Raw genomic sequence first — 12,399 nt, forward strand, 5'->3', positions numbered from 1 at the left:
GGTGCGGGCCGCGCGCCTAGAGCAGCGTCCCGCGCAGGATGAGCAGCGCCACCGAGAAGTAGATGACGAGGCCGGTGACATCGACCAGCGTCGCCACGAAGGGCGCCGAGGCGGTGGCCGGATCGAAGCCGATCCGCTGGAGCAGGAACGGCAGCATCGAGCCCGACAGCGACCCGAACGTCACGATCCCGACGAGCGCCGCGCCCACCGTGGCGGCGACCAGAGGCCAGTGTTCGCCGTAATCGTAGAGCCCGAGTTTCTGCCACGCGACGATTCGGATCACCGCGATCACCCCGAGGATTGCGCCGAGCAGCATCCCGGTCGGCAGTTCCCGCAGCGCCACCCGCCACCAGTCGCGCAGGCGGATCTGGTGCAGCGCCAGGGCGCGGATCAGCAGCGAGGTCGCCTGCGAACCCGAATTGCCACCCGAGCTCATGATCAACGGGATGAACAGCGTCAGGACGATCGCCTTCTCCAGCTCGCCCTCGAAGCCCTGCATGGCCGAGGCCGTGAGCATCTCCGACAGGAACAGCGCGCAGAGCCAGCCGGCCCGCTTCCGGATCATCGTGAAGAAGCCGATATCCATGTAGGGCTCCGGCAGGGCCTCCATGCCGCCGAAGCGCTGCACGTCCTGCGTCTGCTTCTCGATCATCGCGTCGATCATGTCGTCGACGGTGACGATGCCGATGACGTGCCCCACGGCGTCGACCACCGGCAGGGCCAGGAGGTCGTACTTGGAGATCAGCCGGGCCGCTTCCTCGCGGCTGGCCGTCGGCGAGACGGCGAGCGGCCGGCGCCCCGGGGCGACGCTGAGCACGTTGTCACCCGGATCCCCCGAGATCAGGCGGCGAAGGGGCACCGCCTTGGTGAGCGCGCGGGTGCGCGGGTCGAGTACGAAGATCGCGTAGATCGTCTCGCGGGTCTTCTCCACGTGGCGGATGTGCTCCAGCGTCTGGCCGACCGTCCAGGTGCCCGGAACCGTGACGAACTCAGTGGTCATCAGCGAGCCGACCGTCTCCTCGCCGTAGGCTGAGAGCCGGTCCACGGCGCCGCGGGTCTCGGCGTCGAGGCGGGCACGCAGGTCGGAGCGGCCCGGCTCCTCGATCTCGCGGAACACGTCTGTGACCCGGTCGGCCGACATGCCCGACAGGTAGCCCGCGACCCGGTCCCGCGGCAGCATCTCGATGATGTCGGCGGCGCAGTCGAGTTCCGGCTGGTCCAGCACCTCGATCGCCCGCTCCAGCGGCAGGCCGAGCAGGATGGCGGCGGCGACCTCGGGTGCCTCGTCGTTCAGGGCCTCGACGATGTCGGGCGCCCGTTCGTCCGACAGGCGGGCGGCCAGCACGGAGGGATCGACGCGCGTATCGAAGGGGGCGATCTCGTTCATGGCCTCGCCTCGTGGGTTACGAGGCGACGCGGCGCCGGTCATCCTGGGTCTGGGCCGTGGCCGGCCGCCGCGTCGGTCACCCCGCGGCCGGGCCTCTCAGCGGCTCAGGCGGAACGACGGCACGGGGCCGGGCACGGCAGGCACGATCGGTCGGGCACGTCGCTTCGCGGGTCGCTGCTGGAATGGGAGCGCGACACCGTCGAGGACACCGTCGCGCGGGTGCGTCGTGCGCCCGGGCGCGGGGCCCGTCAAGCCGAAACCGCGCCCATCCGCAGCCGATGCCGAACAGGACTCCGGCGGGTGGCCGCGCGGCCACGGAACGACCCCGCGCCGCCCACGGCCAGGCTCCCTATGAGAAATATAAGTGTTGTGCTCGCTTGTATTGCGTCCAAGATATTGCCTATATGGATCGCAGCAACAGCGAGGAGAAACGCCATGGCTTGGTCTGCCCCGATCGTGTCCGAGATCTGCGTCGGCATGGAAGTCACCAGCTACGAGTCCGCCGAGATCGACACGTTCAACTAAGTCGCGCGCGGTCCGGAGCGCGGTTCGCTCCGGCCTTCGTGGCCTCTCTATCCATCGCATCAACTTACCTGGAGGAAATCATGGCTTGGTCCGCCCCCGTCGTCTCCGAGATCTGCGTCGGCATGGAAGTCACCAGCTACGAGTCCGCTGAGATCGACACCTTCCACTAAGACGTCGCTCTGACGTTTCCGGGCGCTGCTTCATCCGAAGCGGCGCCTTTTTCTTTGCGCGCTCGACACGAGCCGCGCCTCGGCTTGACGGGCCGCACCAAACCTGTGCCGCTGCGGCGCCCCGGACCAGCCGGGCCTGCGGAGCGAGCGAGGACCAGTTTGGCGGACAGCGCGCACACGGCCGATCGGTCGATCCCCCCTGCCCGATCACCGGTGCCCCCGCTCTGCGCTGCGTCGAGCGCTTGGACGCCGGCTTCCTGACGCTCCTCTGGCACTATTCCGGCCGCGTCGATGTCGGGCCGCTGCTCCGCCCCGCCGGCACGTTCCGGCTCTGGGAATCTCCTACGGGACTGATCTTCTTCGATCCGCCGGTGGCCGGCGACGCGGCCTTCTACCGGGCGTTTTACGGCCGGATCGCCGCGCACGATAAGCTCGCCGGCCCGGAGACGGAGCGCCTGGAATTCCGCCAGGCCGCCGCGCACGTCCCGTCCGGAGCCCGGGTGCTCGATGTCGGCTGCGGCCACGGCGGGTTCCGCGCCTACGTGCCGGACGCCACCTATACCGGCCTCGATCCGAACTTCTCCGCCGAGGACCCGACCGGCGCGATCCTCGACGAGACCGTGGAGGCGCACGCGGCGCGCGTCGGGCCAGTCTACGACGTCGCCTGCGCGTTCCAGGTGATCGAGCACGTGGCGGACCCGCTGGGTTTCGCCCGGGCGCTCGCGGCCTGCGTCAAGCCGGGCGGCGTGGTCCTGATCGGCACGCCGCTCTGGCCCTCGCCCAACACCACGGTCCCGAATTTCGTCATCAACGCGCCGCCCCACCACCTGACGTGGTGGACGCCCAGAGCCCTGGAGGCGCTGGCCGGGACGCTCGGCTGCACGCCCGAGGCCGTCCACGCCATCGGCATGGACCGGCACGATTCGCTGATCCACTGGATGGCCAAGGTCAGCCCCGTCCGCTGCCGCGACCGCTTCTTCCGGCGGACATGGTCCTGGGCGGCGGCGCTCGCCTTCGCGTACGGCGTCGGCGCCGTCCTCGACCGCGTCCTGCCGGTGCCGAAGCGGACCCGCCCGAACGCGCTGCTGCTCGCGGCGCGCAAGGCGGCCTGACCCGTCACGCCACGAACAGCCCCGCGATCGCCGCGCTCGTGAGGTTCGACAGCGTCCCCGCGAGGATGGCCCGCAGGCCGTACCGGGCGACCTCCGAGCGCCGCTCCGGGACCAGGCTGGAGAAGCTCGCGAGCTGGATCGCGATCGACGCGAGATTCGCGAAGCCGCACAGGGCGAAGCAGACGATGGCCTGCGCCCGCGGCTCGAGGGTTCCGGCTTTCAGGACCGGCGACAGGTTGGCGTAGGCCAGGAACTCGTTGAAGGCGAGCTTCTGGCCGATCGCCCCGCCGACCAGGGTCGCCTGGTCCCAGGGCACGCCGAGCAGCCACGCCAGCGGGGCGAGCGCCCAGCCGAGCACGCCCTCGAACGAGGCGGACGGGTAGCCGATCCAGCCGCCGAGGGTGCCGAACAGGCCGTCCGCCAGCGCGATCAGCCCGACGAAGGCGATCAGCATGGCCCCCACCGAGACCGCCACCGCGAGCCCCTTCTGAGTGCCGTCGGCCGCCGCCTCGATGATGTTGGCCGCCCGTGTCTCGCCGAACTCTACCCGGGTGGTGGCGATCCGGGTCGGCTCCGTCGAGGGCATCAGGATCTTGGCGTAGACGAGGCCCCCCGGGATCGCCATCACGGAGGCCGCGAGCAGGTAGGTCATGGGCACGCCGAGCGCCGCGTAGCCGGCTAGGATCGAGCCCGCCGTCGACGCGGCGCCGCTCGACATGACGGCGAACAGCTCGGCGCCGGTCAGCAGGGCGAGGAACGGGCGCAGGGCGACGGCGATCTCGCTCTGGCCGATGGCGATCGTGATCACCGCCGAGAACGACTCGATCGGCGAGGTGCCGAGGATCCGCCGGAGCACGGCGCCGAGCCCGCGGGCGAGCACCTGCATCACGCCGAGGTGGTAGAGCACGCCGATCAGCGCGGAGACGTAGAGGATCTGCGGCAGGACCCGCAGCGCCAGGATGAAGCCTGAGCCGCCGAACAGCTCGAACATCTTCGGCTCGACGAGGCCGCCGAACAGGAAGGCCGTGCCGCGGTCGCCGTAGGACAGCACGGTCACGACCGCGTCCGCGGCGGCGCGCAGCGCGGCCTGCCCGGCGGGCAGGAACAGGACCAGCGCGCCGAGGCCGACCTGCAAAGCCAGTCCCGTGAGGACCACGCGGGGACTGATCGCCCGCCGGTTGGTCGAGAACAGGAACGCGACCGCGAGCAGCACGAGCAGGCTGAGGCCGGCATGGGTCAGGCGGTCGAGCATCGCGTCCTTCGGGTCCGAGCTTGGCCGGAGCGCATGGAAGGATCGGGCCAGTGGCCGTCAAGTAGGGCTCTCGGGCGCGAGATAGGGCGCGAAGAGGTCGCGGACCTGCGCGAAGCCCCAGTCCCGATCCGCTTCCGTCAGGGCGGTGCCGCCCTGGAGACGGTGGCTCATCCAGTGGCTCGACACGATCCAGGCGTTGTCGATGAGTCGCCCGAGCGCGTCCGGGGAAACGCGCAGCCGCCCCGCCCGCACGGCCGCCTCGAACACGGCGCGGGCCAGCGCCTGGGTCTCGGCCCGCAGCGCGTGCACCCGGGCGCGCAGGGCCGGCGCGATCTCCACCATGGCGATACCGTCGCGGTAGACGCAGCGGTAGCGCCACATCAGGTCGAACCACGCCCTCTGGTAGGCGAGCAGCGCCTCCGGCGCCGCGGGGTCGGCGGGCATCCGGCCCGCCACCGCCACGGCCTCGGTCTCGAAGGCCGCGAACAGGGCTTCGACGAGGCCGCGCTTGCGCGGGAAATGGTACTGCAGATTGCCCTCGCGGATCCCCGCCGCGGCCGCGATCTCCGCCGTCGTGACGTGGCCGAGGCCGCGGGCATTGAACAGCGCGAGGCTGACGGCGAGGATCCGGGTGCGCGTGTCGGGCGACGCGGCCGCGGGACCGGGCTCCCGGCCGACCTCCCGCTCGCGCTCGACCCTCCGACCCTCGCCCCGCGACATGATCCCGTCCCCGTCTAGGGTGTTCACCCTAGACAATCCAGCCGGCGGGGCCTATCCCCCGTGGACGATCCGATCCAGATCGGCGGCACGGGGGGCGCGGTTTGGCACAGCGGTTCCAACTCGCGGGCGCGGTGGCCCTGATCACCGGAGCGGCGAGCGGCATCGGCGCGGCGCTGGCCGAGGGCCTCGCCGCGAAGGGCTGCACCCTTCTCCTGGTGGACCGAGACGAGACCGGCCTCGCGGCCGTCGCCGCGAAGATCCGCGGCGTCACGGTGGAGACGCGCGTCCTCGACCTCACGGATGCCGAGGGGATCCGCGCGCTGCCCGCCTGGGTCGCGGAGCGGTCCGGGCATCTCGACCTCCTCATCAACAATGCCGGCGTCGCCCTCGGCGGCCGGTTCGACGAGACGCATCTCGACGATTTCGAGTGGCTGCTCGACATCAACCTGCGCGCCGTCGTGCGGATGTGCCACGCCTTCCTGCCGATGCTGCGGGCCCGACCGGCGGCGCAGATCGTCAACCTGTCGAGCCTGTTCGGCCTGATCGCACCGCCCGGCCAGGTCGCCTACTGCACCAGCAAGTTCGGGGTGCGCGGCTTCTCGGAGGCCCTGCGGCACGAGTACGCCGGCACCGGCCTCGGGGTGACGGTGGTCCACCCGGGCGGCGTCGCCACCGCCATCTCCCGCAACGCCCGCGGCCGGCGGCCGCCGAGCGATCCGGAGGCTGCGAAGCGCGCAGCCGTAGAGGACGAGGAGGCGCGGGAGGCGTTCGGCAAGCTCCTGACCCTGGCGCCCGCCGACGCGGCCGCCGCCATCATCCGCGGCATCGAGGCCCGGGCGCCCCGGATCGTCATCGGCAAGGACGCGAAGAACGCCGCGCTGATCCAGCGGCTGATGCCGGTGGGCTACTGGAAGACAATCGTGCGCCTGTCCGGCGGGACGCTCTGAGATGGCGAGCCTGCGCGCGTATCTCGGGGCCTACATGGTCCGCAGCCGGGTCCGAGGGCCCCTGTCCCGGGCGCGGGACGCGGCCGCGTTCCGCCGGATCTTCGAGGCGCCGACCTTCCCCGACCCCAAGGGCGTCACCTACGAGCCGGGCATCGTCGGCGGGGTCAAGGGCGAGTGGGTCCGGCCGAAAGCGGGCCCCGGCCGGCGGATGCTCTACATCCACGGCGGCGGCTTCATCGCCTGCTCGCCCCGTACGCACCGTCCCGTCACCGGCGCGCTGGCGAACCGGGGCTTCACGATCTTCGCGCCCGAGTACCGCCTCGCCCCCGAGCACCCTTTCCCCGCGGCGGTCGACGACGTGACCGCCGTCTGGGCGGCGTTCAGCGCCGAGGGCGCCGCCTGCGTGGCTGGCGAGTCGGCCGGCGGCAATCTCGCCCTCGTGCTGATGGGCGAGGCCCGCGCCCGCGGCCTGCCGATGCCCTGGGCGGCGGCCCTGTTCTCGCCGGCCACGGACTTCATGTCCGAGGACGGATCACGGGTGACCAATGCGTGGCGCGACGCCATGTTCGACCCGCAGGCGCTCGCGGCGATCCGGCCGATGTATCTGGGCGCCGCCGATCCGGCCGATCCGCGGGTCTCGCCACTCTACGGCGACCCGACCGGCTTCCCGCCGCTGCTGTTCCATGTCGGCGCCCGCGAGGTCCTGCGCGACGATTCCGTGCGCATGGCGGAGCGGGCCCGCAGGGCCGGCGTCGAGACGGAGCTCAAGCTGTTTCCGGTCGTGTCCCACGCCTGGCAGTTCGCCGCCAGCATGCTGCCGGAGGCGCGGACCTCCCTCGACGAGGCCGCGGCCTTCCTGACGGCGCACGCGCCGCACGCCCCGTCCGGGAGCACCCTGCGATGACCGAGCCCGCGGACGAGACCCTGGCCGTCCTGATCGTCGGCGCCGGATTCTCGGGGCTCGCGATGGCGATCCGCTGCCGGCAGGCGGGCATCGCCCCGCTGCGGGTGATCGAGAAGGCCGACGGCATCGGCGGCACGTGGCACGACAACACCTACCCGGGGGCGGCCTGCGATATCCCCTCGCACCTCTACTCGCTGTCCTTCGCCCCGAAGGCCGACTGGAGCCGGATGTACGCGCCGCAGCCGGAGATCCTGGCCTATCTCCGGGACACCGCCGAGCGGAACGGCCTGACGCCCCTGATCCAGCTCGGGACGAGCTTCACCGGCGCCACCTGGGACGCGGCGCGCGCCCTGTGGCACGTGGAGACCGACCGGGGACCGATCACGGCGCGCGCGATCGTCGCGGGCATGGGCGGGCTCCACCATCCGGCCTACCCGGATATCCCCGGCCGCGACGGGTTCGCCGGCCCCGCCTTCCACACGGCGGCCTGGGACCACTCCGTGGCGCTGGCCGGCAAGCGAGTCGGGGTGATCGGCACCGGCGCCAGCGCGATCCAGGTGGTGCCGGAACTCGCCGCCGTCGCGTCGCACCTGACGCTGTTCCAGCGCACCCCGCCCTGGATCATGCCCAAGAACGACCACGCCATCGCGGAGCGGGCCCGGGAGCGCTACCGGCGCCTGCCGCTCAGCCGGCGGCTCGAGCGGGCGCGGCTGTTCTGGCTGCACGAAGTGCGGGCGCTGCTCGGCTTCACCAAGGTCTCGAAGCTCACCGGCCAAGCCGAGTCCCTGGCGCGGCACCATCTCGCCAAGGCGGTCCCCGACAAGGCCCTGCGGGCGAAGCTGACGCCGAATTACCGCCTCGGCTGCAAGCGGGTGCTGATCTCCGACGAGTACTACCCCGCGCTCCAGCGTCCGAACGTCACCCTGGAGACGGACGGCATCGCCCGGATCACCGAGACCGGCGTGATCACCGAGGCCGGGCGGCATCACGACCTCGACGTGATCGTCTACGCCACGGGCTTCGATGTGGCCGCGACCTTCGCGCGGATGCACCTCGTCGGCCGCGACGGCCGGAGCCTGACCGAGGCCTGGTCCGGCGGCGTGGGCGCCTACCAGGGCATCACGGTCGCGGGATTCCCCAATTTCTTCATGCTGCTCGGGCCCAATACCGGGCTGGGCCACAACTCGGTCATCTCGATGATCGAGATCCAAGTGCAGCACGTTCTCGACTGCCTGAAGGCGCTGCGCCGCGGGAGGCAGACCATCGAGGTCCGGCCGGAGGCCCAGGCCCGGTTCGTGGACCGGATCCACAGCCGCATGGCCGACAGCATCTGGCAGGCCGGCGGTTGCCACAGCTGGTACCTCGACGCGACCGGGCGCAACAACACCCTCTGGCCCGACTCGGTGATGGCCTATCGCCGGAGCGCCCGCCGGGCCCGGCTGGGGGATTACAGGCTCGGCTGATCGGGGCCTGCGGCGCCGTCACGGGTCCGCCCGCGCCGACGGGTGCGGACGCGATCCGGCGCGCGCTGTCAGAACGCGAAGCCCGCCTCCGCCGCGAAGGCCTCGAGACCGGGCAGCGACGCGTCGAACAGCGGCCGAGCGCCGAACGCGTCGCCGGCACGCACGAAGAGCGTGACCTTGGCGTTGCGGTGCGGACCGAACACGCAGACCAGGCGACCGTCGTCCTTGAGCTGGTTCAGCAGCGCCTGCGGCCGGACCTCGACCCGGCCGTTGATCAGGATGACGTCGAAGGGGCCCTGCTTGGGCGCGCCGTCGGCGATCGGGCCTTCGATCACCTGGGCGGAGGCGCCGAGCCGGGTGCGCGCCGCCGCGGCGAGATCGGGCACCGATTCCAGCGCCGTGATCCGCGCGCCGAGCTCCGCCATGACGGCGGCGGCGTAGCCGTAACCGGTGGCGACGTCGAGGGCGGCGACGCCCGGCCGGACCCGCAGGGCCTGGATCATCCGGGCCACGACCATCGGGGCCGGCATGCAGCGAGTTTCGCCGCCGGCCTCGCCGAGGTTCAGGGTCTGGTCGATATACGCGAAGGGCTCGCGGCCCTTCGGCACGAAGGCCTCGCGCGGCACGGTGTCGAACGCGTCGAGCACCGTGTTGTCGTTCACGTCGAAGGTCCGCAACTGGCAGTCGACCATCATCCGCCGCGCCTGCGCGTAATCGATCATCGATACGTGTCCTCGAACCGGATCGGAACGCCGCGTCGGCCGGGCTCCAGCGGACGGCCGGCAGCCCCGGCCAAGCCTAAGCTTCCCGGACGGGGGCGTTTTCGGAGATCATTGCCCAAAACGCAAGGTGAGCCGACGCGACAGCCGAAGATGGCCCCGGAGGACGCGGCGGCGCACCGAATCCCGGCCGACGTTACGGCGGCCGCGGAGTGTCGCCTCCCTGCCGCCCGGGCCGGTCGCACTCCCCGGCGGACCGTTGAATAAAGAGTGCAGAGCGAGCGGGCGGTCCGCGAGGCCGCCGCCACCGGGAGACATCATGACGCCGATCAACCAGCCGATCCTGACCCGCGGCCTCGCCGCCGCCCTCGCCGGACTCAGTCTCGGCCTGATGGGATCCGGCCCGGTCGTCGCGCAGGAGACGCCCGCGACCGCCGCCCCGCCGCCCAGCGTCCAGGTCGATCGCGGCTCGGCGCTCTACGGCCGGCCCGAGGGCGGCGCCGCGGCCAAGCTCGCGCCGGTGGCCGGACCGCCGCTGGCGACCGCGGCCGCCAAGCTGCCGCTCGACAAGCTGAAGGTCCCGGAGGGTTTCAAGATCGAGGTCTACGCCAGCGGCCTCGCCAACGCCCGCGAGATGACCCAGGCGCCGGACGGCACGCTGTACGTGGGCACCCGGACGGTGGGGAAGGTCTACGCGGTGCTGCCGAACCCGGACGGTGACGGGAAGCGCGCGGTGAAGACCATCGCGACGGGCCTGCACCGGCCGAACGGCGTCGCGTACCACGACGGTGCCCTCTACGTGGCCGAACTCTCGAAGATCTGGCGCTACGATGACATCGCCAACCACCTCGACGGTGCGGCGAAGCCGACCCTGGTCTACGACGACCTGCCGAAGGACGAGGCCCACGGCTGGAAGTTCATCGCCATCGGCCCGGACAACAAGCTCTACGTCCCGGTCGGCGCGCCGGGCAACATCGTGATGCCGCCGGACACGCACGCGCAGATCCGGCGCATGGACCTCGACGGCAAGAACGCCGAAGTGGTCGCCCGCGGCGTGCGCAACACCGTCGGGTTCGACTGGAACCCGAAGACCAAGCAGCTCTGGTTCACCGATAACGGCCGCGACTGGGTCTCCGAGGACATCCCGAACGACGAGCTGAACGTGCTCACGGAGCCGGGCAAGCAGCATTTCGGCTATCCGTACTGCCACCAGGGCACGTTCACGGATCCGGAATACGGCTGGGGCCATGCCTGCTCGGAATTCACCGCGCCGGCGGCGCTCCTCGGCCCGCACACGGCCTCCCTCGGCTTGCGGTTCTACACCGGCACGCAGTTCCCGGAGGCTTACCGCGACGCGATGTTCGTCGCCCGGCACGGCTCGTGGAACCGCACCACCAAGCTCGGCGGCGACGTGGTCGTGGCCAAGCCCGGACCGGACGGCAAGACCGCCGCGGTTGAGCCGTTCCTGACCGGCTTCCTCCAGGACAACAAGTATGTCGGCCGGCCCGTCGACGTGCTGGTCGCCAAGGACGGATCGCTGCTCGTCTCCGACGATTACAACGGCGCGATCTACCGCGTCAGCTACGGCCGGTGATGCGCCGCCCCACCCGGGCAGCCGGCGGGCTGGTCCCCGCCCTCGGCGGGCTGCTGCTGGCGGGCGCAGCGCTCGCCGCCCCGGACGCGGCGATGCAGGAGCGCCTCGCCCCCTGCATCGGCTGCCACGGGGCCGGCACGTCGGCGACGGAGGGTGTGCCCTCGCTCGGCGGTCAGCTCCCGGACTACGTGGTCACGCAGCTCTTCCAGTTCCGGGAGAAGCAGCGGGAGGCGCCGCCGATGAACGAGGTCGCGGCCGGCTTTTCCGACGACGACCTGCGCGCCTACGCCGACGCGGTGGCGACGCTGCCGCCGCCCGACCGCTCCGAGCCGCCGGCCGACGCGGCCCTGACGGAGCGCGCGCAGGCGCTAGTGGCGAAGCACCAGTGCAATTCCTGCCACGGGCCGGACCTCGCGGGCCGGGACGCGATCCCGCGGATCCGGGCGCAGCGGGAGGAGTATCTCGCCAAGGCGCTCGCCGGCTACAAGTCGAACGCCCGGCCCGGCTACGATCCCGCCATGAACGAGGTCGCGCAGGGCCTGAGCGAGGCGGACATCAAGGATCTCGCGGCCTACGTGTCGCGGCTCTGACACGACGTCCATCGGACCGCGTCCACCCGTCATCACGAGCGCAGCGAAGTGACCCAGGGCGGCGCGCGGCTTGTCAGCGTGGCGCTGCCTGGCTCGCTTCGCTGCTCTCGCAACGACGGCAGCGCTGGGATCACCCGTCGCGCGTCACCCCACCACGCGCAGCGCGTCGCCCCGCGCCAGCGGCCCGCCGGCGATCACCTCCGCGTAGACGCCGAGGTCGCGGTGCCCGAGGCGCGCGTCGAGGGTCCAGGGGATGTCGCAGTCGCGCACGCCGCTGACCGGGTCGACGTTGGTCGCCGCGCATCGCACCGTCCGCTTGGTGATCTTGAGCCGCAGCCCGCTCGGCGCCTCGACCACCTGCCCGACCATCTCGAGCTCGGCGAAGGGTTCGAGCCCCTCGACCAGCAGGTTGCCGCGGAAGCGCAGCGGGTCCACGGGCGCGCCGAGGTAGTCCTCCACCGCGGCCACGCTCGCCCGGTTGATGAGCGACACGTAGCCGGTTGGGGAGTCGGTGAACCGGTACTGCGGCGGCGCGGCGAGGACCTTCGGCTCGCCCCGGAGGCTCTCGGGGACGTAGCGCCGCATCAGCTCCGCGAGGCCCTCGCGACCCGCCGCGGTGTCGAGCCGGAAGGCCTGCGGGTCGCCGTACCCCTCCACGGTCAGCGTCGCCGTGGCATCGTCGTAGCGGGTGCGCAGGCGGGCGAGCGCCTCGTCGCGCATGAGCATCAGGTACTTGGTCTTGGGCTGGTGGCGGGGCGCAACCGCGTTGAAGTCCGACGGACCGTTCTCGATGGCGTAGAGCCGGTCGCCCGGGAAGTGGCCGCTGGTCTCGAGCTCCGCCCGCTCGACGGGTTCGGGGCTCAGGCCCTTCACCGGGTAGCGATACAGGGCGCTGACATGAATCAATGCGGTCATGCGCGGAGCGTGGCCCTGAAATGATCCGGCGCGCAAGGGCTTCGCCGCCCCTTGTGGTGCTCAATTGCAACACCACATCGGGTCTACCGGCGGCCACCACG

The 12,399-nt window shown here is 71.7% G+C and carries 13 protein-coding genes; 8 read left to right on the forward strand and 5 right to left on the reverse strand.

Annotation, left to right across the window (positions count from 1 at the left end; translation table 11 throughout):
- Positions 1 to 16: 16 nt before the first annotated feature.
- Positions 17 to 1,429 (reverse strand): magnesium transporter, encoded by a 1,413-nt coding sequence (mgtE, locus tag ACX9MN_RS20760; protein WP_447698429.1) that lies wholly within the window; start codon positions 1,427 to 1,429, stop codon positions 17 to 19.
- 393 nt (positions 1,430 to 1,822) lie between these two features.
- Between mgtE and pqqA (ACX9MN_RS20765) the strand changes: the two genes are divergently transcribed.
- The 3 genes from pqqA (ACX9MN_RS20765) to ACX9MN_RS20775 all read left to right on the forward strand — a co-directional run bounded on the left by pqqA (ACX9MN_RS20765) (position 1,823) and on the right by ACX9MN_RS20775 (position 3,194).
- Positions 1,823 to 1,912 carry a pyrroloquinoline quinone precursor peptide PqqA gene (pqqA, locus tag ACX9MN_RS20765; protein WP_007559223.1) on the forward strand — a complete coding sequence of 30 codons (90 nt, stop codon included), beginning with the start codon at positions 1,823 to 1,825 and terminating at the stop codon, positions 1,910 to 1,912.
- 80 nt (positions 1,913 to 1,992) lie between these two features.
- Complete coding sequence (pqqA, locus tag ACX9MN_RS20770) at positions 1,993 to 2,082, forward strand: pyrroloquinoline quinone precursor peptide PqqA (protein WP_020090597.1); 90 nt, start codon at positions 1,993 to 1,995, stop codon at positions 2,080 to 2,082.
- A gap of 242 nt (positions 2,083 to 2,324) precedes the next feature.
- Entirely contained in the window at positions 2,325 to 3,194 is an 870-nt protein-coding gene (locus ACX9MN_RS20775; RefSeq protein WP_489725308.1) for a class I SAM-dependent methyltransferase, read from the forward strand.
- Between the two features lie 4 nt (positions 3,195 to 3,198).
- Here the strand turns inward: ACX9MN_RS20775 and ACX9MN_RS20780 are convergent, their stop codons facing one another.
- Complete coding sequence (locus ACX9MN_RS20780) at positions 3,199 to 4,446, reverse strand: NupC/NupG family nucleoside CNT transporter (protein ID WP_020090599.1); 1,248 nt, start codon at positions 4,444 to 4,446, stop codon at positions 3,199 to 3,201.
- Between the two features lie 57 nt (positions 4,447 to 4,503).
- Positions 4,504 to 5,193 carry a TetR/AcrR family transcriptional regulator gene (locus ACX9MN_RS20785; RefSeq protein WP_489725309.1) on the reverse strand — a complete coding sequence of 230 codons (690 nt, stop codon included), beginning with the start codon at positions 5,191 to 5,193 and terminating at the stop codon, positions 4,504 to 4,506.
- Positions 5,194 to 5,267: 74 nt separating this feature from the next.
- Between ACX9MN_RS20785 and ACX9MN_RS20790 the strand changes: the two genes are divergently transcribed.
- The 3 genes from ACX9MN_RS20790 to ACX9MN_RS20800 are packed head-to-tail and all read left to right on the forward strand — an operon-like array spanning position 5,268 to position 8,480.
- Complete coding sequence (locus ACX9MN_RS20790; RefSeq protein ID WP_056531794.1) at positions 5,268 to 6,113, forward strand: SDR family NAD(P)-dependent oxidoreductase; 846 nt, start codon at positions 5,268 to 5,270, stop codon at positions 6,111 to 6,113.
- 1 nt (position 6,114) lies between these two features.
- A complete protein-coding gene (locus tag ACX9MN_RS20795) occupies positions 6,115 to 7,017 on the forward strand; it encodes an alpha/beta hydrolase (protein WP_489725310.1) in 903 nt (300 codons plus the stop codon).
- A complete protein-coding gene (locus tag ACX9MN_RS20800) occupies positions 7,014 to 8,480 on the forward strand; it encodes a flavin-containing monooxygenase (RefSeq protein ID WP_489725311.1) in 1,467 nt (488 codons plus the stop codon). Before ACX9MN_RS20795 ends, ACX9MN_RS20800 begins: the two co-directional genes overlap by 4 nt.
- Positions 8,481 to 8,548: 68 nt before the next feature.
- On the opposite strand, the gene ACX9MN_RS20805 is transcribed toward ACX9MN_RS20800, so the two are convergent.
- Positions 8,549 to 9,202, reverse strand: a complete 654-nt coding sequence (locus ACX9MN_RS20805; protein ID WP_489725312.1) for a protein-L-isoaspartate O-methyltransferase family protein — start codon at positions 9,200 to 9,202, stop codon at positions 8,549 to 8,551.
- 316 nt (positions 9,203 to 9,518) lie between these two features.
- Here ACX9MN_RS20805 and ACX9MN_RS20810 point away from each other — a divergent pair, with 316 nt between their 5' ends.
- Together ACX9MN_RS20810 and ACX9MN_RS20815 are read left to right on the forward strand one after the other, a co-directional pair.
- Positions 9,519 to 10,793: a PQQ-dependent sugar dehydrogenase gene (locus ACX9MN_RS20810; RefSeq protein WP_187299647.1), complete on the forward strand. Its 1,275-nt coding sequence runs from the start codon at positions 9,519 to 9,521 to the stop codon at positions 10,791 to 10,793.
- Positions 10,793 to 11,383, forward strand: coding sequence for a c-type cytochrome (locus tag ACX9MN_RS20815; protein ID WP_489725313.1), 591 nt, complete (start codon positions 10,793 to 10,795; stop codon positions 11,381 to 11,383). The genes ACX9MN_RS20810 and ACX9MN_RS20815 overlap by 1 nt, the downstream gene beginning before the upstream one ends.
- A 144-nt stretch (positions 11,384 to 11,527) precedes the next feature.
- On the opposite strand, the gene ACX9MN_RS20820 is transcribed toward ACX9MN_RS20815, so the two are convergent.
- Positions 11,528 to 12,298 carry an MOSC domain-containing protein gene (locus tag ACX9MN_RS20820; protein ID WP_489725314.1) on the reverse strand — a complete coding sequence of 257 codons (771 nt, stop codon included), beginning with the start codon at positions 12,296 to 12,298 and terminating at the stop codon, positions 11,528 to 11,530.
- Positions 12,299 to 12,399: the final 101 nt, after the last annotated feature.

This window comes from Methylobacterium sp. 1A (assembly GCF_058072805.1).

What these genes read in the sequence shown, in the direction of transcription:
- mgtE (WP_447698429.1), bottom strand. Translation starts at nt 1,429, where the DNA reads ATGACCGGCGCCGCGTCGCCTCGTAACCCACGAGGCGAGGCCATGAAC.
- pqqA (WP_007559223.1), top strand. Translation starts at nt 1,823, where the DNA reads ATGGCTTGGTCTGCCCCGATCGTGTCCGAGATCTGCGTCGGCATGGAA.
- pqqA (WP_020090597.1), top strand. Translation starts at nt 1,993, where the DNA reads ATGGCTTGGTCCGCCCCCGTCGTCTCCGAGATCTGCGTCGGCATGGAA.
- ACX9MN_RS20780 (WP_020090599.1), bottom strand. Translation starts at nt 4,446, where the DNA reads ATGCTCGACCGCCTGACCCATGCCGGCCTCAGCCTGCTCGTGCTGCTC.
- ACX9MN_RS20795 (WP_489725310.1), top strand. Translation starts at nt 6,115, where the DNA reads ATGGCGAGCCTGCGCGCGTATCTCGGGGCCTACATGGTCCGCAGCCGG.
- ACX9MN_RS20800 (WP_489725311.1), top strand. Translation starts at nt 7,014, where the DNA reads ATGACCGAGCCCGCGGACGAGACCCTGGCCGTCCTGATCGTCGGCGCC.
- ACX9MN_RS20805 (WP_489725312.1), bottom strand. Translation starts at nt 9,202, where the DNA reads ATGATCGATTACGCGCAGGCGCGGCGGATGATGGTCGACTGCCAGTTG.
- ACX9MN_RS20810 (WP_187299647.1), top strand. Translation starts at nt 9,519, where the DNA reads ATGACGCCGATCAACCAGCCGATCCTGACCCGCGGCCTCGCCGCCGCC.
- ACX9MN_RS20815 (WP_489725313.1), top strand. Translation starts at nt 10,793, where the DNA reads ATGCGCCGCCCCACCCGGGCAGCCGGCGGGCTGGTCCCCGCCCTCGGC.
- ACX9MN_RS20820 (WP_489725314.1), bottom strand. Translation starts at nt 12,298, where the DNA reads ATGACCGCATTGATTCATGTCAGCGCCCTGTATCGCTACCCGGTGAAG.